Genomic DNA, 22566 nt, shown 5'->3' with positions numbered 1-22566 from the left:
GGGAGGAGACTGCAAATGAAGATGGACAGACGCGCATTTCTGGGAAAGACGGCGCTTGTCACGGCGTCGTTGGCCGCCCCGGCGGTTCTTGCGGACGGCCACGGCAAGCCGCGGGTCGTCGTGATCGGCGGCGGGGCCGGCGGGGCCACCGCCGCGCGCTACATCGCCAAGGACAGCAAGGGTGCCATCGACGTCACCTTGGTCGAACCGACGCGCCGCTACTATACCTGCTTTTTCTCGAACCTGTATCTGGGCGGGTTCAAGGACATGGAAGACCTCGGCCACAGCTATGGCGGGCTGGCGGCCGGCGGCGTCAACGTGGTGCATGACTGGGCCATCGGGGTGGACCGTGATGCCAGGACGGTGGCGCTGGCCGGGGGCGGAAGCCTTCCCTATGACAAGCTGATCCTCAGCCCCGGCATCGATTTCGTGGATGGCGCGGTGCCGGGATGGGACATCTCGGCGCAGAACGCCATGCCGCATGCCTACAAGGCCGGGTCGCAGACCGAGCTGCTGAAAGCGCAGCTGATGGCAATGCCCGAAGGCGGCACATTTGCCATGGTCGCCCCGCCCAACCCGTATCGCTGCCCGCCGGGACCGTACGAGCGGGTGTCCATGGTCGCCCACTTCCTGAAGGCCAACAACCCGACGGCCAAGATCATCGTGGCCGATCCCAAGCCGAAGTTCTCGAAGATGGCGTTGTTCCAGGAAGGGTGGGCCAACCATTACGAGGGCATGATCGACTGGATCGGAGAGGACTTCGGCGGCGGCAATGTCAGCGTGGACCCGGCCGCGATGACGCTGACCATCGACGGCGAGGAAACCAAGGTGGATGTCTGCAACGTCATCCCCGCGATGAAGGCCGGCCGGATCGCCGAACTGGCGGGCGTGACCGATGGCAATTGGGCGCCGGTGAATGCCGCCGACATGTCTTCGAAGGCCGATCCGGACATCCATGTTCTGGGCGATGCCTCGCAACAGGGGGACATGCCGAAATCAGGGTTCTCGGCCAACAGCCAGGCCAAGGTCTGCGCCAATGCCGTGCGCGGGGCGCTGACCGGGTCCAAGGTGTTCCCGGCCAAGTTCTCGAACACCTGCTGGTCGCTGATTGACACCAATGACGGGGTCAAGGTCGGGGCCACCTACGAGGCGACGCCGGAAAAGATTGCCAAGGTCGACGGGTTCATCTCGCAGACCGGAGAAAGCGCCGATGTGCGCAAGGCGACCTACGAGGAGTCGGAAGGGTGGTACACTGGCATCACCTCGGACATGTTTGGGTGAGGTGACTGGGCGCTGTCCGGGAACGGAGGGCGCCCAGCGGTCCGCCGGCGCAGACCGTCGGGCTGTGGCTCTTGAATGGAAAGGACCACGAGGATGAAGAACACATTCCTGGCGTTGACGGTAACGGCCGGTTCGGCCTGGGCGGATCCGGTCGTCTTTCCCTTTGACGGAAGCTTTGACGATGCGACCTTTGCCGTCGAAAGCGCGATCGTGGACAAGGGGCTGGTGATCGACTTTGTCAGCCATGTCGGCGAAATGCTCAACCGGACCGGCGAAGATGTCGGAAGTTCGGCCAAGGTGTTCGACAACGCTGATATCTTCCTGTTCTGCTCGGCGGTCCTGTCGCGCGAGGTGATGGAGGCCGATCCGATGAACATTCAGCACTGTCCCTACGGCATTTTCGTCACCGAACGCGACGGAGAGGTGCTGATCGGATACCGCACGTACCCCGACGGCCCGATGCAGAAGGTTCAAACTCTGCTGGGCGACATCGTCACCGAGGCCGTCGGAAACTGACGGATCTTGCGGGCGTTCTCCGGTCTGGCAGCGCCGTCATTGCGGCGAGGCGATCACTGCGTCGGGTTCCAAACAAGGATCAGGTCGCGGCCGCGCGCCGCCAGCGCAGATCAAGCAGGCTGTGGGTGGCGACCGCGCCGATCCACATGCAGAACACCGCCACCCAGGCCGTAAGGGCCAGGATGGCCCCGCCGGACAATCCTGCGCCCACGGCGCAGCCTCCGGCCAGCATGCTGCCAAAGCCCATCAGGACGCCGCCGACCAGATAGCGTTCCATCGGGGTATCCGCGCCGAAACGCTGGATCCTGGCTTCGCCCTTCAGCAGCGCGACGCCCAAGGCTCCGACGAACACGCCGGGAACCAGCCCCAGCCCGAAACTCATCGGCAGGCTCCGTTCGTTGACCAATGCCATCAGCGTGTCGGCCGAAGGCCCGGTGAACGTCACGGATTGCACCTGCACCACCTCGAAGGACGCGGCGGCGATGGCATGGGTGACGATCCAGCCCAGAAAAACCGCCGCCCCGACCAACGCGGCGGCAAACAGTTCAGTCGGGCGTGCGCCCCTGATCCGGCCAAAGATCAGCGCGACAATCAACGCAGATGCGGCCGCCAGCCCGAGAGGCAACGAGGCTTCGGCCAGCAGACGATCCGGCCCGCCCGGAACCGTCCAGAGCCCGGCCAGCATTTCCCGCGCGGGCGCCAGAACACCCCGATAGGCGGCCTGTGCCGTCAGGGTCAGCACCAGACCGGTCACGATGGTCCGCAGGTTGCCCGAGGCCGACAGCACCAGAAGCCGGCTGGCGCACCCACGTGCCAGTATCATGCCGACCCCAAACATCAACCCGCCGAAGACCGCCCCCGACAGGCTGCCCGTTCCGGCGATCTGACGTGCTGAACTTACATCCAGGTGCCCGGTCACGATCGCCAGTTGCACCAGCGCCAGCGCGGCGCTGAAGGCAACCAGCCAGATCGCCAGTTTCGGGCCGAACCGGCGTTCGGCGACCTCAACCGTCGCGGCGCGCAGACAAAAGCGCGAGTGGCCGGCAGCCGCGCCGAAAAGCAAGCCGACCACGGCCCCCGAAAACACCAGGAGCCGCGGTTCTCCGAACTGGTCGATCAGCTGTTCCACCAAGGGCCACCGGCAAGTTGTTTCCGCGACACTCTGAGCCGGTTGCGTTCAATTTGCCTTGACTTGGCTCAAATGCGGTCGGGTGACGGTGTGGTCTCAGCAGTCGCTGCAGGTCTTGATCCCGAGGACCCGGTAGATCGGGCAAAAGTTCAGGAAGGCGGTGCCAACGAAGATCACGCCGAGATAGCCCCAGACACCGATGGTGCCCATGGCCGCCAGAATGATCAGCACCGCCCCCAGAGCCAGGCGGGCAATACGGTCGAATTGTCCAAGATTGCGGGTCATGTCAGGTCTCCTTCTTTCTTTGATCCGAAAAAAAGGAAACCAGAAAACCGCTCCGGGATATGTGACTGAATCACGTTTCGGTATTGCGCCCATGCGCGGCGAGGCTTGCGGCCTGCAGCACCGTGATCGTCCCGCGGCCGGACCGGATCCAGCCGCGGTTTTCAAAGGACTTCAACGTGCGCGAAACGACCTCGCGCACGGTGCCCAGTTCCTGGGCCAGTTCCTGCTGGGTGACATGGATCGTCGGCCCGGCCCGGGCGGCCAGCCAGCGGGCGATGCGCTGATCGGTGCGGTGGATCAGCAGATCGTCGATCACGTCGGTCAGTTCGCCCACCCGTTCCGCGAAATTGCGGAACACGATCTCCTGGAATTTCGGCTCTAAACTCAGCAACGCCCGGAACCGCGCGGCCGGAATCGAAACCGCGGCAACGTCGCCCTCGGCATAGCCATAGCCCGAATAGGGCCGCCCGGACAAAAGACCGGTGGTGGTCAGAACGCAGCTGTCTCCGGCCTCGACCCGGTACAGAACGACGGTGCGTCCGGCGGCATTGGTCTGTTCCACCCGGACCGCGCCGGACAGAACGAACAGAAAGGCCCGGCTCTCGTCACCGGGCCGGAACAGGCAGGTGCCGTCGGGCACCCGGAGTTTGTCGCCCTGGGCCAGAAAAGGTTGGGCGGCGTGGTCGGTCACTCGAACTCCATCTGTTCATAGACGCGCCCGGCATTTTTCGTGGCCAGTTCCTCGAACGTGTCGAGATGCGCAAAGGGGCTTTGGTCGATGTAGTAGGCATCGGCCAGATCGCCGCCAGCTTCAAGATGTGCGCCGATCTTTTCCCGAAGATAAACCAGATAATCGCGGGTATAGCGCCGTACCTGGTCCATGTTGGTGGGATGCCCGTGGCCGGGAATGACATAGGTGGCCCCCAGAGGCTCGAACCCGGTTTCCCAGGTTTCGATCCAGTCCGCCACGATGGTATCCTCAAAGATCGGCAGCATCCGTTCGTGAAAGGCCATGTCGCCGGCGATGACCAGACTCTGCTCGGGCAGCCAGACCTGCGTGTCGCCGGGGCCGTGCGCCGGGCCCAGATGCAGCACCTCGATCCGGGTATCGCCCATCTCGATGACGCGCGTGTCCTCGAAGGTTTCGGTGGGCGGCGCGACGAACGTGCCCTCGGCCTTGTCACGGTTGTAGCGCTTCATCTCCTCCAGCAGCTGATGGCCGCGTTCTTCGATTTCATGTGCGGCATCCACATGCGCCAGAATCGGAACGCCTTGCTCGGCCCAGTAGGAATTGCCCAGCATCGCGTGACCCTGGCCGTTCTCGTCAATCACCAGCTTCACGGGCTGGTCGGTGATGGCCTTTATTTCCTGGTGCAACGCCTTGGCCAGGACATAGGCCGCGCCGCCATTGATCACCACGACTCCATCGCCGGTGACGATGAAGCTGAGGTTGTTGTTGTGGCCCGAGTTTTCATACGTCGGCGGGGCCGTCGCCCCGATCGCCGACCAGACATTCGGGATGAACTCCACCGGTTTCGAATACAGGGGCGATCCGGGATATTTGTCCGCGATGTCTTCGCTGGCCCATGCCGGAGCGGCCATCATCGCCGCAAGAACAAGCGCGCGCATCATGCAGCCCCCACGAACCGAAAGCCGTCACCGGCCTTTTCGGCGCGGCCGATGCCCCCGCCGGGAAGATGGAAGCCGATCAGGGTCAGGTCCTCGTGCGTCAGACGGTCGAACAAAACCTGCCGCGTGGTGGCCGCCGTCTCTGCGTCCTGGTCCGAGCCGCTGTGCCACGCGGGCCGGCGGAAGGCGACGTGGTGATTGCCGATGGCATCGCCGACGACCAGCACGGCCGAGTTGCCCTGCCGGATCTCGAACGCCATGTGACCCGGGGTATGACCCGGGGTCGAAACCGCAGCGATCCCGGGCAGGATTTCCTGATCGTCGTCGAAAAGCCGCACGCGGTCTTCGATCGCGGTCATTCGTCTTTTTGCGCCGACGGCATGCGCGGCACGGGCCTCGCCGATGGTGTTGACGGTCTCGGGATTCCACCAAAAGTCCCACTCGGCCCGGCCCATCATGTAGGTTGCGTCCGGAAAGACGAGCTCGTCGAAATCGTCCAGAACGCCCCAGATGTGATCGGGATGGGCATGGGTGAACACGACATGTGTGATGTCGGCGGCAGAAACGCCCGCGGCGTCCAGACTGTCGAGTACGCTGCCTGCAGTCGGCGCAAAGTCGGGCCCTGCGCCGGCATCGAACAGAACCGTGTGGTCACCGTCGCGATACAGGGTCAGGTTGCATTCGGGTTCCAGTTTTTCGCTGGATATGCCGTAGTCCGCCAGAATCTGACCAAGCTCGTCCTTGGGCATGGGGTCGAAGATGAAACTGGCGGGCAGGACCAGATGACCGTCGCTGACCGTGGTCAGCATGGCCGTCCCCATCGAAATGTCGGCCCGGGTCAGGACCGGCAGCCCGCCTGCAAGCGGCATGGCCGCCATCGTCTGCAACATCATGCGCCGTGTGATATCCATGTTCCACTCCAATAAATGAATGTATCGGAATATGAATGAATGTTGCCCGAGGGGCAAGAATCGCGCGAACCGGACCGGTCAAGACGTTTTGCCGCGCCCCGCCGAACCCGCGCACCTGGACAGCGCGGTGCACGGTCCGCGCGGCAATTGTCAGCCTGGTCAGGCGGTTGGCGCCTTCCATCCGCAAATCTGTAATGATTGGTACTTTTGATGTACCATGCGGTTAATTGGCATTTAGCATATTGGCTTTTTCATTTCCGCAAGGACCGGACCGATGACCTTTACAGCCTCCCCGTGGCCGAACGTTCCCTACAGCCAACCTGACTGGCCCGACACATGGTTGCGGTTCGAAACGGAATACTCGGACGCCCATCAACCCTCGCGCTTGGTATCGCACCCCGGTGTCCCTTATGTGGCGACGCAAACCTTGAGTTCTCGTCCCACCGAAGCAGATCTGGGGCAGGTGGGGTTGGACTACCTGACGAAGCTCCACGATTTCCTGACGGCTCGGGGGCACGAACCGGTGTATTTGAAATACGCCGTGGACAGTCTGTCCAGAAAAATCGTGAATGCTTTCAAGTGGTTGCCGTTGTGGCCGAAATTCGGCATACCCATTGGTTCTTCGGCCGTGCCGCGCCTGGCGTCGTGGAACCTGTCGCGGGCTGCGGATCACGATGTGCCGGCATCGGTCATCCTGGTTGCGGCCGAAGTCTATGGCAGTGACAACCAGATTTCTCCGCGGGCCGGGATCCGTGTCCCCATGACCGTCGAGGCCCACGGAAACACCTATTCCGTGCGGATCCGGTCGGCGACGGTCGAGTTTCCGGCAGGCGAAGATGCCTTTTTGACCGACCTCGCCGCGCGGGCCGGTCCTTCTTCCGGCCCCGGCATGCTTCTCGCGGTGTCCGCGGCCCTGGAGCGGTTGTATTCGGGCGATGACATCACGTCTGAGATCGCCAACAAAGCCGGGGTTACGCAAGGGTCGGTGACAATCAACGATATCCAGTTCCACCCGCAGAACCTTATGAACTGGCAGACCTCCCCCTGGGAGTTCTCAATTCAGGCGACGGCCCACAACGCCAATCCGACCCGCGTCCCAAGCCCGTTGGGCTATGCGGTGTGCGGCGTTTTTCGCTTCGACAGCATCGGAGAGCCGACGCCCGCCGGCGTGATCAAACAGTCCGACCCGGTTCTGGTCTCCGTCGAGCGGACGCCGCTGGTGACCCATGCCGCCCCGCAGGGCAAAGCGTTCGTGTTCGCCCGGACCCCTCCGGGCTGGGCCGCGCCCGCCGGTGAGGCGTATGATTGGTCAGGGCGCAGACCAACCCGGGATGACGGTGTTCTGGACAGGTTCCGCAGCTTGTTCGAACTGGCCCCATCAGCGCATGTTGACCTTGAAAGCGATGGTTTTCGCGTGTGCGTCTGTCCCGGATACGCGCCCGAGGATGCCGGTCAGCCGCCCCTGACCACCAAGACGGTCCACCTGCCGAACGGTCACGATCTGCAGCCGCGCCGGGACACGTTCAGCGCGGTCAGCGCCTATTTCAACTGTTTCCGCCTGTTCCGCCTGATGAAGCGGTTCGGGCTGCCGCCGCATTTGTTCAACGTCCGGGCCCAGCCCGAGATGCTGGTCTTCTACCGTTACGGCATCTCGCCCGGGCCGGGCAAGAGCGGCCGCACGGTGAACGCGCAGGTAAAGCTGGATTGCAAAACGCAGGGCAAGCCGGTGATCCACATGAACCTTGCGCTGGCCGAGCTGACGAAATGGGACAGGCCCGACCCTCCGGACTGGGCGCAACCCTTGGGCATCGCGACCAGCGGCCGGTGGATCGGGCATGAATTCGGGCATTACCTGCTGGCGGCCCGGTTGGGTCAGCTGGAATTCGACTTTGCCCACAGCGCCGGCGATGCCATCGCCGCCATCATGTCCGACCCGGGCTCTGCCCTGGCCGAACCACCCGGAAACGGAGTCGCCGCCAGTTTCCGCGGCATCACCTATCCCTTCGTCTTTGCGACCCGCCGCCATGACCGCATCGCGGAAATGGGCTGGGCCTGGTACGGGTCTCTGAACCGGTCCGTGATCGAAGACCCGGCGGCGGGTCCGTGTCACACCAAGGGCTATCTGACCGAGCAGATCCTGTCGACGACCCTGTTCCGCCTGTACCGCGCGCTGGGGGGCGACACGGTTCAGGCCGATGGCCGGGCCGACATCCCTCGGCGTCGACGGGCGGCGCGCATGGCGCTGTTCCTGCTGTTCCGGGCAACGGCCGGGTTTGCACAACCACCGTCGCGGGCCGAGATGCTTGAACTGGGCCTGGAAGAGGCCGGATGGTTGACCCTGCCGCCGCTGCCGCTGGGGCCTTCAGCCGCCCCCGACCCGTGGCAGGGTGGCACGACGCACAAGGTTGTGCGTTGGGCCTTCGAGGCGCAGGGCATGTTCCCGCCCGATCCGCAACGGATGCACAATGGGCCCGGTGATCCGACGCCCGAGGATATCTATGTGTCGGACCGCCGCCCGTGGACCGAGGACACCCTGGCCGGCCCGGTGCAGTATGGGCCGGGCGCCTATGTGCCGGTCTCGCTGGACTGGCGGGCCGATGCCCGGTGGCTGTCGGACCCCGCCAATCTGCGGGTCGGCAACCGGGGCACCGCGCAGGCCCAGAGTGTCGGGCTGCGGGTCTGGGTCGGGTCGGATCCATTGAGCCCGCCGGACCCGATCACCTGGAACGCTGCAGCCATCGACTTGCTCTTGGGCAATCTGGCCCCGGGTGGCTCCATCGACCTGCTGTCGCTGCCTCAGGTCCAGACCCTTGTGAACGGAACGGTGGCCGCGCCTGGGACGCTGGGTCTCATCCTGTTCGAGGTCACCTGCCCGAACGATCGAGCCAACACCGACCCGCTGGCGCAGTTGCCGCCCAAAGCCGAGGACTCGGGTGCCGGACTGCCCGAAACACGGCAGGCGCTGACCGATCTGGTGGCCAATGACAATAATCTGGGTCTGGTAGTTGTCCGGCCATAGCCGTCGCTCAATTTAGCGTAGAGTTAAGATGCCATAGGTCTGGAAAGTTTGCCAACATGGCGTTGGGCCACTAGACTGAAATCGTAACCAGTGGGGGCGGTGGTTTCGCAATGTCCAAAATCAGCGCGAAGTCCCTTGATGTGTCCAACCTGCGTCTGGCGGCTTTTGCCTTCGCGGATGTCGAAGGCTACACCCGCCACATGGAGGCCGACAGCATCAAGGCGGCCCAAGACTGGGGCAGGTTGCGCGAAGACGTCCTGCTGGATCGGATATCGGACTATGGCGGGCGACTGGTCTCGCATTCCGGCGATGCCATCCTGGTCGAGTTCAACAGTGCCACCAATGCGGTTCGGTGGGCCCTGGACAAACAGCACGAGGTTCGGAACCGGCCGGTCGATGAAACCCCCATGCATGTCCGAATCGGCATCAACCTGGACGAAGTCGTCGATGATGGGCGGTCTCTGCAATCCGACGGTGTCGTCATCGCGTCCCGCATTCAGGATCTGGCCACGGGCGGCGACGTGGTGCTGACCCAGCAGGTGCGCGACATCGTGCGCAACCGGATCTCGGTACGGTTCCACGAGATCGGAGCGCCGATCCTGAAGAACATCGAACGCCCGGTGCGGGTGTTCATCGCCCAGCGGAGTTCCGAGGCGCGCGCGATCCTGCGGCCGCATGCGCAATGGGAGGCGCGTCCGTCGCTGGCCGTCCTGCCGTTCCGTGACCTGCAGGGCCGTGACGAAGACAGGTATTTCGGCGAAGGCATGACCGAGGACATCATCACCGGAGTGTCGCGCAGCCGCGCGATCTTCGTGGTTGCGCGCACCTCGACCCTGCAGATGTCGAAGGAATCCGTGCCCTCGCGCGAGGTGGCCGCGGCGCTGGGGGTCAAATACCTGCTGACCGGATCGATCCGGCGCAGCGGAAACCTGCTGCGCATCCATACCGAGCTGGTGGACGTGGTGCGCAACCGGGCCGTCTGGGCCGACAATTTCGATGGCGACGCCTCGGACATCTTCACCTTTCAGGACCGCATCGTGTCCAGCATCGTCGCCACCGTCGAACCCAGCGTTCAGCGGGCCGAGGCGGCAAACCTGGTCACCCGCCCGACCGAAAGCCTGGATGCCTATGACTGCGTGTTGCGGGGCCTGCCAGAACTCTACCGGTTCCAGGGCCGGAGCAATGAGACGGCCATGTCCCTGTTCCGGCGGGCGGTCGAACTGGACCCGGGCTATGCGCAGGCGCATTCCTATCTGGCCTGGTGCCTGAATTTCCTGATCGCCGAGGGCAAGAGCCAGAATGTCGAGCGCGACAGCGCCGCCGCCGTGTTCCATGCCCGCAAGGGTGTCGAGCTGGACCCCGAGGACGCGCTGAACCTGTCGATCCGCGGTCATATCCTCAGCCTGCTGGAACGCCGCCCGCACGAGGCGATAGACATCATGGATCAGGCGCTGTCGCTCAATCCCAATCTGCCGCTGGCCTGGGGGATCGGCGCGACGGCGCATGCCTATCTGGGCAACGGCGCCATTGCACGCGAGCACATGCTGAACGTCTGGCGGCTGACCCCGTTCGGGCCGCTGAATTTCTTTTTCTGGACGGCGGCGGGGCTGGCCGAGTTCGTGGACGGCAACTATCCCGAAGCGATCCGTGCCCTGCAACGCGCGCGCCGCACCAGGCCGCGATTCATGGCGGCGCTGCGCATTCTGGCGGCTTCCTACGCGCTGGACGGGCAGATCGAACAGGCCCGCGTGACCGCCGAAAAGCTGCTCGAGAAAGATCCAGGTTTTTCAATTTCGCGTTTTATGGCATGGTATCCCTTGAAGACCCCGGACACGCGGGAACGGCTGGTGCTTGGTCTGAGCACTGCAGGTCTGCCGAACTGACGCGTTTCGCCGCCGCTGCGCGCCCTGGGGCCGCAGCGAACCGCACGCAGGCACATGCGGCACTGGCGAAACGCCGGAACTTATAATGATCTCGAGCATATTTCGATGAAAGGGCGGCGGCGCCGTCTTTTTGACCAAGGTCCATTTATTACGAGGACATTGACATGACGGATTTCGGAACAAACGCCCCGGCGCGATCGTCCGGGCTTGGCGCTGGAAGTCAGGGGCTGGGCCTCGGCGCATCGCGCGGATTGGGGCTGGGACTGGGCCTTGGCAACGGTCTGGGTCTCGGCAACGGTCTGGGGCTGGGTTTGGGCCTCGGCAATGGCCTTGGGTTGGGGAACGGCCTTGGATTGGGTCTTGGCTTGGGTCTCGGCAACGGGCTGGAGCTGGGCAATGGTCTGGGGCTGGGCTCCGGGTTGGGGCTTGGAACCGACCCGGTCATTCCCGTCGGCGCGGATGGCGGGATCGGTTTGATCCGCAGCTACTATGCGACGCCGATCGAGCTGGCATTGCTGCCCTGGGCGCTGAATTTCACCCCCGACAACGCGGGCGTGTCGCCGTTTCCGCTCGAATATGTGATCAACCCCTATCAGGCAGACCCGGCTGGAACTGACTATCCCAAGGTTCTGGAATGGACCACGCAGGATTGGGATCCGGCCCTGCGGTTCTGGGCGCTTCCCTTAGATGAACACCTGACCGAGTGGTTGCGCGCCGCCGATCGCAGCGAACCGGCAACCCTGGCGGCGCTGGAATTCGCCGGCCAATGGCAGGAATGGCTGCCACGGCCCGGGTTCGACCCGGTGGGGCCGTATCTGGAGCCGGGCGATGTCGAGTGGCGCTATGTCGTGGATGTCAACAAGACCGTGGCGCAGAACGAAGCGGATGCCGCGGCCGCGTTCCAGTTCATTCAGGGCGAGCTGGAAACCCTCAAGATCTACATGGAGGACGACCGCAGCAGCTATCTGGTGGAATCCGATGTTCAGGCCGATGGCCTGCCCAACTACATCATCCATTTCATCGGCGCCAATTCCTTCGATCACCCCTACACATTGAAGCTGATCGACGCGGGGCTGGCCTTGGGCAACGTGGCCTACATGTCGTACAAGGCCTATTACAAACGGGTGCGGCCCTCGGTTCTGCGGCCGGGGCTGACGGTTCCGTTCGGCCCGCCGGCGCATCCGGCGTTTCCGTCCGGCCATTCCTTCCTGGCGCATCTGATCGCGCTGCTGCTGCTGGAGATTCCGGGACTGTATCAGCGGTTCGGCGTGTCGCGCGATGGCGCGCCATCGGGTGGCGGGCTGTTGCAAAAACCGGTGGCGGCCGACCTGGCCGGGACGGCGCCGATCAAGTCGCCCTTGTTGCAGATCGCCCACCGCATCGCGGTCAATCGCGAGCGCATCGGCGTGCACTACCCGACGGATTCTCAGGCCAGCCGGCATCTGGCCGCAGGTCTTTGGACCCGGATGCTGAAGCCCAGAACCCAGGTCTCGGAGGCCGGAGGGCCGGATTACCGCATTCATTGCCCGACGCTTCTGGCGTTGATCGAAAACGCCAAGACCGAGTGGCCGACCCCCTGGCCCGGCTGACATTGAGGCGGGGATGAACTACGTGTGACAAGTTTTAACGAGGATTCAGTTCATGACGATTTCACGCTTTTTTCACGCATTTGGGCGCCTGGTTGGCGCGATCTTGCTGATGGGTCAACTTGGGGCGCAACCCGTTTTTGCGCAGGTTCTGTCGTCCGGAGAAGGGCGCGCCAGCAGCGTCGATCTGGTCGAGGCGGCCCGGACCCTGTCGATGCAGGACGCCTATGCGCGGGCTTTGTTCCTGTACATCCGGTCCAACCCGGCGGTGATGAACGATCAGCAATTCTATGTCGGGCTCGTGTCCTATCTGGTATCGACACAGATCGGGCATGACTGCCATAACGCTTTTGCCAACGAGTTCGAGCGCCGGGACTATTATACCCGTGCCTTTCAGGTTCAGCCGCAGCTGCAACAAATCATTACCGGAAAAAAGATCCCGCAGCGCTTCGAGGTGAGCTATCGCGTGACGACAAGCGAATATGATTTCCAGGCCAGCTCATTGCCGTTCGGGAACATACGCAGCATCGGCCAGCAGCTTGGCAGGATGATCGGTTCGGAAAACGCCCAAGGCTGCGCCCACGGGATGCTTCAGGGAACGAACGTCGATGTTCAGGCTTTTCCCTGGCGCTTTGACGTCATCGACGAATCCGGCCAGCCGCAGGCACCGCAATTTCCGTTCGTTCGGTCCTTGCAACTCGGCCCCGCCGATGCCCGTACCTTGTTCCAGCAATTCGGCCGACAGCTCTATTCGATCGTGGCCTATCAGGTGGTGGCGGCCTCTGACGGGTCGCACCGGGTGCAGGTGATCGCAACCGATGCCCAGCTGTTCGGGCTGTCGGATACCGCCGTCGTGCGGGTCCAGACATATGCGCATCCCTCGCTCAGCCAGCCGAACTATCTGGATATCGCCAGCCAGTTGACGGTACGGACCGAGCGGCCCCCGCAGCAGCAGGGATACAACGCGTATTCCCACGTTCCGCATCTGGATGTCACGGTGACGCTGCAGCAGGACGGTTTCCGAGCGGTGGCCACGGGCGTCGCGCAGAGCCCGGGAACCGGGGTCACCGCAGGTGGGACCCGGACGATCACCGGGTCGGCGGCGGTAGGGTCCTCGAGCTTCATCATGCGCATGTCCGCGCCGCAGTTGACCGGGCGGGTGCAGGGTCTGTCGGACGTTCCCGGGGCGCAGCGTTTCCTGACGGTTTTTGGTGAAATCGATTTCAACAATGTCACCGCCAGCAGCGCCCCCATCCTGGGCCAGGCGATGGTGCTGCAGGTTGCGGCCGACGGAACGCTGTCGGAAACGCAGCCTTTCCCGATAACCGGAGAGTTCACGCCGCTTCAGGCTTCGGCTCAGGCCGAGCCGGACACCCCGACGGCGAACGAATGAGAGGGCAGGGGCCGTGTCGCCGCACGGCGGCCCGGCCGTTTCAGTCCAGCACCGTGGCCTGGTTTGCGACTTCGGTCTGCGGTTGCGGGGTTCCCGAATAGATGTCCAGACTGCTGGGCGCGGCCTGTTGCGTCACCTGCTGTGACGCGGGGGCCGTCGGGGTGCCGGTTGCGAACAGGGTGTTGCCCTGCGGGGCCGCGGGTTGCGGAGCCGGCTGCTGTTGTTGCGGGGCTGCCGGTGCGAACAGGTTCTGCTGCTGCGCCTGACCAGGCTGTGGTGGGACCTGCCCGGGTTGCGCGGCCGGGGCTCCGAACAACGTGGTCGTGGCGGGCTGCTGTTGGGGCGGTGCGGCCGTGTACTGCCCCTGGTTTGCTGCGGGCTGCTGACCCTGCGGCGCAAAACCCGGTGCCGGCAGAGGAACTGCCGGAGCGCCAAAAGGCGTTGAGGGTTGCGGGCCGGCCGCCCCGAACCCGGCCTGTTGCGTGCCGAAGGGCTGTGTCGGAGCCGTCTGGGCATTGGCTTCGTTCTGCAGATAGAGAGGTATGGGCAGGCCAGCGGCGGATCGGGTCATCACCAGCGCCTGCACCGGCGTCACCATGGCCGGGCTGGTCCCGGAACGTGCCAAAAAGGCATTGCGCGCGCCGATTGTCCCAGGCCCGTTGGCCCCGTCGACGGCTCCATGGTAATAGCCCAGCATCAGCAACCCCTCCTGCAACATCATGACTTCGGTCGGGTTCAGATTGCGGTGGGCAAAGGCGGGGTTCATGCCCCCGGTCTGGCTCAGCAACGCGACATATTGCGGGCGGGTCAACTGGCCGGTCTGGGCCTCGCCGCGCGACGCCTGGAACTGACGGATCACCGCCCGGCTGCGCTTGCCCAGCACGCCGTCGACGGCTCCGATGTCGTATCCCAAATCGCGAAAGGCGGTCTGGATCTGAATGCGCTCGGCCCGGCTGTACTGGTTGTTCAGGCTGGACACCGAACCGCCGCTGGACGAATAGCTGCGCCGTGGTTGCGCCTGTTTCTTGGCCTTCTGGTTGTCGGTGATCCCCTTGGTGATCAGGGCGCCGACGATGCCGCCGGCGATGAAGTCACCGGCATCCGCGGCCGCCGTGACCGGCATCGACACCGCCAGAGATGCCGCGACGATTGCGGAAATATGCGTGTTCTTCATGTTCAGGCCCCCAAGCAGTTTTGTGACGAACGGATTTTAATGAATGCCACAATGATACTTGGGATGCGCTTGATGGTCCACTTGTATATCCAAGACGGTGTTCTCCCCCGCGGGGTGTGCCGGCCGCAGGCGGGCGAGCGGGCCGGGATCAGTGTCCCAGATAGGTTTTCAACGTCTCGGTCGTGCCGTTGGACCAGATCATGGTCAGCCACCGCGCAAAGGCCTCGCGGAAGGCGGGGAAATCGGCCAGATCGCCGTAATACTGGCGCTGTTCCAGCCATACGGCAGGGGTTTCGCGCGCTTGTGTCGCGGTGGCCACCAGATCGTCCCAGTACGGGTCGTTGGGGTCGATCGGTGTGCCGTCTTCGCGCGTGCCGGCGCACATCCGGGCCCAGAACGCCTCGACCAGCGCCAGCCCTTCGACCGAGCCGCCGGCTGCAAGGGCGTCGCGGATCGAGGGCAGCACGAACCCCACATGCCGGGACGAGCCGTCAAAGGCGACGCGGCGCGTGGTGTCGATGATGGCCGGATTGCGGAACCGGGTCTCGATCAGGGCGATGTACTCGGCCACCGACCGTTCGGGCACCGGGCGCACGAAGGGGGCGATTTCCTGGGTTTCGACCTTGCGGAAGAACCCGGACACCAGCGGATGCGCCATGCAGCCTGCGATCGTGCCCAGGTTCAGGATCTCACCCACATTCGCCAGAATTTGATGGCCCGCATTCAGAATCCGCAGCTTCATGACCTCGTAGTCATGCACGCGGCCGGTAAAGGTGGCCCCGACCTTGTCCCAATCCGGCCGCCCGGCGCAGAAGGCATCCTCGATCACCCACTGGCGAAAACTTTCATGGGTGACCGGCGCGGCGTCGTCGATCCCCAGCGACCGTATCAGCTCCAGCTCGGTCGGGCCGGTGGCGGGCACGATGCAATCGACCATCGAATTGGGGAAGGTACAGTGGGTGTCGATCCAGTCGGCCAGATCCGGGTCCGACAGGCGTGCCAGTCCCACCACCGCCTGACGCAGGACCTGCCCGTTGCCGATCAGGTTGTCGCAGCTCAGCCCGGTCAGCGGACCAACGCCCGCGTCGCGCCGCCGTCGCAGGCCCGCGACGATTGCGCCGAAGGCGGTGCGCGGACGGTCGGGATTGGTGGCATCGTGGCGTATGTCGGGGTGGTCGGTGTCCAGCCCGTTGGTCACAGGGTGCACGAAATAGCCGCCCTCGGTCACGGTCAGCGAGACGATGCGGATCGCCGGATCGGCCAGTTGCGCGATCAGCGGGCCGTTGTCCTCTTGCGGGGGCAGGTAGTCGATCATCGCGCCCGTCACCTCGGCACGGCGCTGGCCCTCGGTCAGCTCGACCAGCGTGGTCAGACAGTCCTGCGCCAACAGCTTGCGCCGCATCTCGGCGTCATAGGCGCGCACGCCGGCGCCGATGATGCCCCAATCCTGCGCCGCGCCCCGCTGCATCAGCCGGTGCAGGTACCAGGCCTGATGCGCGCGATGAAAATTGCCCACCCCGATATGCACGATCCCCGGCGTCAGCGCGGCGCGGTCGTATTCCGGGCGCAGCACGCCCTTGGGCAACGCGCCCAGACTGGCCTGACACAACCGGACCGGTCGGGTATCCGCGGGGCGCTCCACCATCAGCTCATCCAATTTCCACCATCCACGTTGTATGTCTGGGCCACGATGTAATCGGCCTCGGACGTGGCCAGAAAGACCGCCATTCCGGTCAGGTCCTCGGCCCGGCCCATCCGGCCGAAAGGCACCGCTTCGCCCACTTCCTTCTTCTTCTGACCCGGCGCCTTGCCCTCGTATTTGGCAAAGAAGGCATCGACGCCGTCCCAGTGCTCGCCATCCACCACGCCGGGGGCGATGGCATTCACGTTGATCCCGTGTTTGATCAGGTTCAGCCCCGCCGATTGGGTCAGGCTGATCACCGCCGCCTTGCTGGCGCAATAGACCGCCACGAGCGGCTCGCCCCGGCGGCCGGCCTGGCTGGCCATGTTGATGATCTTGCCGCCGGTGCCCTGGTCGATCATGTATCGCGCGACCACCTGCATCGTGAACAGGGTGCCGGCGACATTGATGTCGAACACGCGCTGGTAATCCGCGCGGGTGGTTTCCACGATGGGCGCGGCGGTGAAGATCGCGGCGTTGTTGATCAGGATGTCGATTCCGCCCATCCGCGCCACGGCGTCGGCCACGCCCGCCTCGATGCTGTCCTGCTGCGAGACATCCATTTCGACCGCAATCGCCTGCGGCCCGATCTCGCGCGCGGCTTTGCGCGCCTGCTGCACGTCGATGTCGGCCAGCGCCACCTGCGCGCCCTCGGCGGCATAAGTTTGGGCAAAGGCCAGCCCGATGCCCCGCGCCGCCCCGGTGATCAGGGCCCGTTTTCCAACCAGCCGGTTCATGCGATCCGCAGCCCCGCCGCGTCGAACCGGTGGATCTTGTCCTCCTCGGGCGTCAGATGGATCGTGTCGCCGTGGCGCAGGCCGACCTCGCCGCCGGCGCGCACGGTCATCGGCTCGGCGAAGCCGTCCACATGGACGTGAAAGAACGTGTCCGAGCCCAGATGTTCGGACACCCCGACCGTGCCTTTCCACAGGCCCTCGCTGGGCGAGGCGGCAATGTGCTCGGGGCGGACGCCGATCGTGTGGGCGCCATGCTTTTCGGCCTCGGGGCCTTCGATGAAATTCATCTTGGGCGAGCCGATGAAGCCGGCCACGAACTTGTTGCGCGGCGCGCGGTACAGTTCGAGCGGCGAGCCCACCTGTTCGATCACGCCCGCCTGCAGGACCACGATCTTGTCGGCCATGGTCATGGCCTCGACCTGGTCATGGGTGACGTAGATCATCGTGGTTCCCAGCCGGTTGTGCAGCTCGGAGATCTCCAGCCGCATGCCCACGCGCAGCGCGGCGTCCAGGTTCGACAGCGGCTCGTCGAACAGGAATGCCGCCGGTTCGCGCACGATGGCGCGGCCGATGGCGACCCGCTGGCGCTGGCCACCCGAAAGCTGGCCGGGGCGGCGGTCCAGATAGTCGGTCAGGTTCAGAACCTCGGCCGCCTGTTCCACGCGGCGGTCCTGCTCGGCCTTGTCCAGCCCGGCCATCCGCAGCGGAAACGCGATGTTCTTGCGCACGGTCATGTGCGGATACAGCGCGTAGGACTGGAACACCATGGCCAGGCCCCGCTTGGCCGGCGGCACCGCGGTGGCGTCCTGATCGTCGATCAGGATGCGGCCGCCGCTGACGTCCTCAAGCCCGGCGATCAGGCGCAGCAGGGTGGATTTCCCGCAGCCCGAAGGGCCCACGAACACCACGAATTCGCCGTCGTTGATTTCCAGATCCAGCGGCGGAATGACTTCCACGTCGCCAAAGCTCTTGCTGACTTTCTCAAGTACGATGCGTCCCATGTGTCTTTCCTTACTTCACGGCGCCGAAGGTCAGGCCGCGGACCAGTTGTTTCTGACTGAACCACCCAAGGATCAGGATCGGGGCGATGGCCATGGTCGATGCCGCGCTGAGCTTGGCGAAGAACAGGCCCTCGGGGCTGGAATAGCTGGCGATGAACGCGGTCAGCGGGGCCGCGTCGACGGCGGTCAGGTTCAGGGTCCAGAACGCCTCGTTCCAGGCCAGGATGAAATTCAGCAGCACGGTCGAGGCGATGCCCGGCACCGCCATCGGCGTCAGGATGTAGAGGATTTCCTCTTTCAGCGTGGCACCGTCCATGCGCGCGGCTTCCAGGATGTCGCCGGGGATTTCGCGGAAATAGGTGTACAGCATCCAGACGATGATCGGCAGGTTGATCAGCATCAGCACCACCACCAGCCCGGCGCGGCTGTCCAACAGGCCGAGTTGGATGAACAGCAGGTAGATCGGGTACAGAACCCCCACCGCCGGCAGCATCTTGGTGGACAGCATCCACAACAGGATGTCCTTGGTGCGCGCCGAGGGCACGAAGGCCATGGCCCAGGCGGCGGGCACCGCGACGATCACGCCCAGCAGGGTGGACCCGCCCGCGATGATGATCGAGTTCCAAAGAAACCGCGTGTAGTTCGACCGTTCCTGGACCACGGCGTAGTTCTCCAGCGTCCAGTCGAAGTTCAGAAAGATCGGCGGGCTGGCGATGGCCTGGGCCTCGGTCTTGAAGCTGGTCAGGATCGTCCAGAGGATCGGGAAGAAGATCAGCAGGCCGACAGCCCAGGCAAAGGCGGTGTTGATCAGCTTGCGTGGTGTGGTGACGGTGCGGGCCATGTTTTCGTCCTCCTCACGCGTCCAGGTTTTTGCCGACGATGCGCATCAGGAAGATGGCGACGATGTTGGCAAGGATGATGGCATAGACCCCGCCGGCCGAGCCCAGACCGACATTCTGGCTTTCCAGCACGCGCTGGTAGATCAGATAGGTCAGGGTGCGGGTGCCGAAGGCGCCGCCGGTGGTCACGAAGATTTCGGCGAAGATCGACAGCAGAAAGATCGTCTGGATCAGGATCACGATCGTGATCGCGCGGCTCAGATGCGGCAGGATGATGAAAAAGAAGCGTTTCAGCGGCGGCGCGCCATCCATTTCGGCGGCCTCCAACTGTTCGCTGTCCAGCGACTGGATCGCGGTCAGCAGGATCAGGGTGGCAAAGGGCAGCCATTGCCATGACACGATCATCACGATCGACGGCATCGACGCCTCGGACAGCCACGAGATCGGCTCGGCCCCGAAGAACCGCCACAGATGGGCGAACAGGCCGTTGACCGGGTCCATGAACATGTTCTTCCAGACCAGCGCCGAAACGGTGGGCATCACGAAGAACGGGGCGATGACCAGAATGCGCACCACGCCCTGGCCCCACATCGGCTGATCCAGCAGCAGCGCCAGCAGGATGCCCAGCACCACGGTGATGGCCAGCACGCCGCCCACGATCACCAGCGTCGCCTGAACGGCGGGCCAGAAGGAACTCGAGGTCACGAACCGGACGTAGTTGTCGAACCCGACCCAACCCAGGTCACCGCCGCGCAGCGGCAGGTATTTCTTGAAGGAAAAATACAGCGTCATCGTCAGCGGCACCAGCATCCAGCCCAGCAGCAGGACCACGGCGGGGGCCATCATCAGGCGTGCGACGGATCGGGAGTGTTGAGTTGCCATGACGCAAGACCTCTCTGTTCAGGCGGCTTGTTGCCTGCGAGACTAACACGGGTTGTGGAAGGGGGAGAGCGGGGGACAGAAACCTGCCCACCCGCCGGGAGGAGGCCTCAGTACCCTGCGGCTTCCATTTCTTCGGCCGTGAAGGCCTGGGCCTTGGCCAGAGCTTCGTCAACCGACTGCTGTCCGGCATAGACCGCCGAGAATTCCTGGCTCACCTGGGTGGCGATGCCCGCGAATTCGGGGATGGCGACGAACTGGATCCCGGTATACGGCGTCGGCTTGACGCAGCAGTTTTCCGGATCGGCCGCAAGGATCGACTTCAGCGTCATCTGCGCAAAGGGGATATCCTTGTAGTTCGGGTTGTCATACAGCGACTGCCGCGCGCCCGGAGGAACGTTTGCCCAACCCTCGTTCTCGGCGACCAGCTCGATATAGTCTTTCGAGGTGGCCCATTCGATGAACTGCTTGGCGGCGTCCTCTTTCTGGGTGCCGGCGGGGATGGCCAGGGCCCAGGCCCACAGCCAGTTGGCGCGCTTGTCAACGCCTTCCGAGTTCGGAGCCAGCGCAAAGCCGACCTTGTCGGCTACGGTCGAGTCGTTGGGGTTGGTCACGAAAGACGCCGCAACGGTGGCGTCGATCCACATGCCGCATTTGCCCTGCTGGAACAGCGACAGGTTTTCGTTGAAGCCGTTGGTGGCATACCCGGCGGGGCCGGATTCGTTCATCATGTCGACGAAGAAGGTCAGCGCCTCTTTCCACTCGGGCTGATCGAACTGGGGTTTCCAGTCTTCGTCGAACCAGCGCGCGCCGAACGAGTTCGCGGTCACGGTGATGAAGGCGCCGCCCTCACCCCAGCCGGCCTTGCCGCGCAGGCAGATGCCGTTGATGTCGTTCTCGCGGTCGGTCATCTTGGCCGCCGCTTCGCGGATGAACTGCCAGGTCGGCGCCTCGGGCATCTCCAGACCTGCCTTCTCCATCAGGTCGGTGCGGTACATGACCATCGAACTTTCGCCATAGAACGGGGCCGCGTACAGCGTGCCGTCGTGGCTGAGGCCGCCGCGCATGGCGGGCAGGATATCGTCCACGTCATATTCCGCCGACAGATCGTCCAGCGGCACAAGCCAGCCGTTCGCGCCCCAGATCGGCGTTTCGTACATGCCGATGGTCATGATGTCGAACTGGCCGCCTTTGGTCGAGATGTCGGTGGTCACACGCTGGCGCAGAACGTTTTCTTCCAGCGTGACCCATTCCACCTCGTGGCCGGTCGCTTCGGTGAACTTGTCGGTGTATTTCTGTATCCGGATCATGTCGCCGTTGTTTACGGTGGCGATCGTGATCGTCTCGGCCGACGCGGCGCCGGCCATCAGGGCCGTGGTGCTTGCCGCCCATAGCAAAGATTTCAGGTACATCCTTATCCTCCCTGGTGTTGGAATACCTGGGGACAGCATCGTGAATTATTTATCGCGCGTCAACTAAAATTTTACGCGCGTAAAAAACAGTGGGACCTCAAGCCGAACTGCGCAGTATCAAGCGGGCCGGAAACAGGGTTTCGGTGCGGGCCTTCAGTTGCCCTCCGCTCTCGACCAGTTCGATCAACGTCTCCACGGTCCGATTCGATACGGCGTTGTAATCATGCGCCGCAGTGGTCAGCGACGGGCAGGTGAACTTGGAAAACGGATGGTCGTCATGCGAGGCGACGCGCAGGTCGCAATCCTCGCCCAACCCGACCCGCAGGCCCTTTTCATAGCAGGCTGACAGGAACCCGATGGCCAACCGGTCGTTGCTGCACAGAATGGTGCGCGAGGGCAGCCGAGGCTCCTCCAACAGCCTGAACGCGCCCTGGCGGCCGATTTCCTCGAATCCCCAGCCGCGCCCGTCGACCTTGATCACCCGGGGCTCTTTGCCAAGGCTCTCCATTTTTTTGAGATAAGCGATGCGGCGTTTGTTGGCGTTGGGGTTGGCGGGGTGCCGCATCTCGAAGAACGCGGGCGGTTCGCCGCTGCGGCACAGGTAATCGACGGTCTGTTCGATGAAGCTCGCGTTGTCCGACCCGACAAAGGCCGCGCCCATGCCTTCCAGGTTGCTGTCGAACAGGATGGTGGGGATGTCCTTGCAGAATTTCTCGATGAACGACCGGTCGGAGTCGCGCCCCAGCGGCGCCAGCAGTACGCCCGCCGGTTTCAGCGCGCGCAGGCTGTCGAGGATCTCGGCCTCCTGCGCGGGGTCGCCATAGGCGCTGTAGAGCGTCGGGCGGAACCCGGCCTCGATGCATTTTGCCTCGATGTTGCGGGCGATCTCGGCAAAGAACGGGTCGGCCAGGTAGGGCACCACGATGCCGACATTCTTGGTCAGCTTGCGGTTCTGGTTCATGGCAAAGATGTTGGGGCGATAGTCGAACCGCTCCAGCGCCTGTTCGATCCGTTCGCGGGTCGACCGGCGCACGCTGTCAGGATCGTTGAAATATTTCGACACCGTCGGGCGCGAGATCCCGCTGACGGCCGCAAACTCCTCCATGTTCCGGATTTTTCTGGGTGCCATGCCTTGCCTCTGGCGCGGAGCCGGGCCCGCGCCGCTCTGAATTTGTCGCTGTTTTACCTTTTCTTATCGCGCGACAAATTTC

The 22566-nt window shown here is 64.0% G+C and carries 19 protein-coding genes; 6 read left to right on the top strand and 13 right to left on the bottom strand.

The annotated features are described in order from the left end of the window. Positions 1 to 15 precede the first annotated feature (15 nt). Complete coding sequence (locus F3H26_RS07190) at positions 16 to 1281, top strand: NAD(P)/FAD-dependent oxidoreductase (RefSeq protein WP_149775373.1); 1266 nt, start codon at positions 16 to 18, stop codon at positions 1279 to 1281. A gap of 93 nt (positions 1282 to 1374) precedes the next feature. Then, the gene (locus tag F3H26_RS07185; protein ID WP_149775372.1) at positions 1375 to 1797 is read left to right on the top strand and encodes a DUF302 domain-containing protein; all 423 of its coding nucleotides are present in this window, start codon (positions 1375 to 1377) and stop codon (positions 1795 to 1797) included. A 79-nt stretch (positions 1798 to 1876) separates the two neighbouring features. Here the strand turns inward: F3H26_RS07185 and F3H26_RS07180 are convergent, their stop codons facing one another. The 5 genes from F3H26_RS07180 to F3H26_RS07160 form a co-directional block, all read right to left on the bottom strand. After that, positions 1877 to 2926 (bottom strand): YeeE/YedE family protein, encoded by a 1050-nt coding sequence (locus F3H26_RS07180; RefSeq protein WP_316635096.1) that lies wholly within the window; start codon positions 2924 to 2926, stop codon positions 1877 to 1879. A 96-nt stretch (positions 2927 to 3022) separates the two neighbouring features. Then, the gene (locus tag F3H26_RS07175) at positions 3023 to 3211 is read right to left on the bottom strand and encodes a YgaP family membrane protein (RefSeq protein WP_149775370.1); all 189 of its coding nucleotides are present in this window, start codon (positions 3209 to 3211) and stop codon (positions 3023 to 3025) included. A gap of 70 nt (positions 3212 to 3281) precedes the next feature. After that, positions 3282 to 3902 (bottom strand): Crp/Fnr family transcriptional regulator, encoded by a 621-nt coding sequence (locus tag F3H26_RS07170; protein WP_149775369.1) that lies wholly within the window; start codon positions 3900 to 3902, stop codon positions 3282 to 3284. Next, complete coding sequence (locus F3H26_RS07165) at positions 3899 to 4843, bottom strand: MBL fold metallo-hydrolase (RefSeq protein ID WP_149775368.1); 945 nt, start codon at positions 4841 to 4843, stop codon at positions 3899 to 3901. Before F3H26_RS07165 ends, F3H26_RS07170 begins: the two co-directional genes overlap by 4 nt. Next, entirely contained in the window at positions 4840 to 5751 is a 912-nt protein-coding gene (locus tag F3H26_RS07160; RefSeq protein ID WP_223162457.1) for an MBL fold metallo-hydrolase, read from the bottom strand. Before F3H26_RS07160 ends, F3H26_RS07165 begins: the two co-directional genes overlap by 4 nt. Before the next feature lie 427 nt (positions 5752 to 6178). On the opposite strand from F3H26_RS07160, the gene F3H26_RS07155 reads away from it, so the two are divergent. The 4 genes from F3H26_RS07155 to F3H26_RS07140 all read left to right on the top strand — a co-directional run bounded on the left by F3H26_RS07155 (position 6179) and on the right by F3H26_RS07140 (position 13632). Then, positions 6179 to 8770 (top strand): hypothetical protein, encoded by a 2592-nt coding sequence (locus tag F3H26_RS07155; protein WP_188127718.1) that lies wholly within the window; start codon positions 6179 to 6181, stop codon positions 8768 to 8770. A gap of 110 nt (positions 8771 to 8880) precedes the next feature. Continuing rightward, positions 8881 to 10653: an adenylate/guanylate cyclase domain-containing protein gene (locus tag F3H26_RS07150; RefSeq protein ID WP_223162456.1), complete on the top strand. Its 1773-nt coding sequence runs from the start codon at positions 8881 to 8883 to the stop codon at positions 10651 to 10653. A 164-nt stretch (positions 10654 to 10817) separates the two neighbouring features. Continuing rightward, on the top strand, positions 10818 to 12242 hold the full coding sequence (locus F3H26_RS07145; RefSeq protein WP_149775366.1) for a phosphatase PAP2 family protein: 1425 nt from the start codon (positions 10818 to 10820) through the stop codon (positions 12240 to 12242). A gap of 109 nt (positions 12243 to 12351) precedes the next feature. Further along, on the top strand, positions 12352 to 13632 hold the full coding sequence (locus tag F3H26_RS07140; RefSeq protein ID WP_188127717.1) for a hypothetical protein: 1281 nt from the start codon (positions 12352 to 12354) through the stop codon (positions 13630 to 13632). 40 nt (positions 13633 to 13672) lie between these two features. Here F3H26_RS07140 and F3H26_RS07135 read toward each other — a convergent pair whose 3' ends face one another. The 8 genes from F3H26_RS07135 to F3H26_RS07100 form a co-directional block, all read right to left on the bottom strand. Beyond that, positions 13673 to 14806 (bottom strand): peptidoglycan-binding domain-containing protein, encoded by a 1134-nt coding sequence (locus F3H26_RS07135; RefSeq protein WP_149775364.1) that lies wholly within the window; start codon positions 14804 to 14806, stop codon positions 13673 to 13675. A gap of 148 nt (positions 14807 to 14954) precedes the next feature. Further along, the gene (locus tag F3H26_RS07130; RefSeq protein WP_188127716.1) at positions 14955 to 16451 is read right to left on the bottom strand and encodes a mannitol dehydrogenase family protein; all 1497 of its coding nucleotides are present in this window, start codon (positions 16449 to 16451) and stop codon (positions 14955 to 14957) included. Next, entirely contained in the window at positions 16451 to 17224 is a 774-nt protein-coding gene (locus F3H26_RS07125) for an L-iditol 2-dehydrogenase (RefSeq protein ID WP_149775362.1), read from the bottom strand. Before F3H26_RS07125 ends, F3H26_RS07130 begins: the two co-directional genes overlap by 1 nt. Continuing rightward, the gene (locus F3H26_RS07120; protein ID WP_149775361.1) at positions 17221 to 18225 is read right to left on the bottom strand and encodes an ABC transporter ATP-binding protein; all 1005 of its coding nucleotides are present in this window, start codon (positions 18223 to 18225) and stop codon (positions 17221 to 17223) included. The genes F3H26_RS07125 and F3H26_RS07120 overlap by 4 nt, the downstream gene beginning before the upstream one ends. Positions 18226 to 18235: 10 nt before the next feature. Beyond that, positions 18236 to 19066 carry a carbohydrate ABC transporter permease gene (locus tag F3H26_RS07115; RefSeq protein WP_149775360.1) on the bottom strand — a complete coding sequence of 277 codons (831 nt, stop codon included), beginning with the start codon at positions 19064 to 19066 and terminating at the stop codon, positions 18236 to 18238. 13 nt (positions 19067 to 19079) lie between these two features. Then, the gene (locus F3H26_RS07110; protein WP_149775359.1) at positions 19080 to 19946 is read right to left on the bottom strand and encodes a carbohydrate ABC transporter permease; all 867 of its coding nucleotides are present in this window, start codon (positions 19944 to 19946) and stop codon (positions 19080 to 19082) included. A gap of 107 nt (positions 19947 to 20053) precedes the next feature. Continuing rightward, a complete protein-coding gene (locus tag F3H26_RS07105; protein ID WP_149775358.1) occupies positions 20054 to 21355 on the bottom strand; it encodes an ABC transporter substrate-binding protein in 1302 nt (433 codons plus the stop codon). A 97-nt stretch (positions 21356 to 21452) separates the two neighbouring features. Further along, positions 21453 to 22484 (bottom strand): LacI family DNA-binding transcriptional regulator, encoded by a 1032-nt coding sequence (locus tag F3H26_RS07100; RefSeq protein ID WP_149775357.1) that lies wholly within the window; start codon positions 22482 to 22484, stop codon positions 21453 to 21455. Positions 22485 to 22566 lie beyond the last annotated feature (82 nt).

This window comes from Ruegeria intermedia (genome assembly GCF_900129345.1).
GTDB lineage: Bacteria > Pseudomonadota > Alphaproteobacteria > Rhodobacterales > Rhodobacteraceae > Ruegeria > Ruegeria intermedia.
The sequence above is the reverse complement of the archived record's forward strand: the minus strand, read 5'-3'. Positions and strand labels throughout refer to the sequence as shown.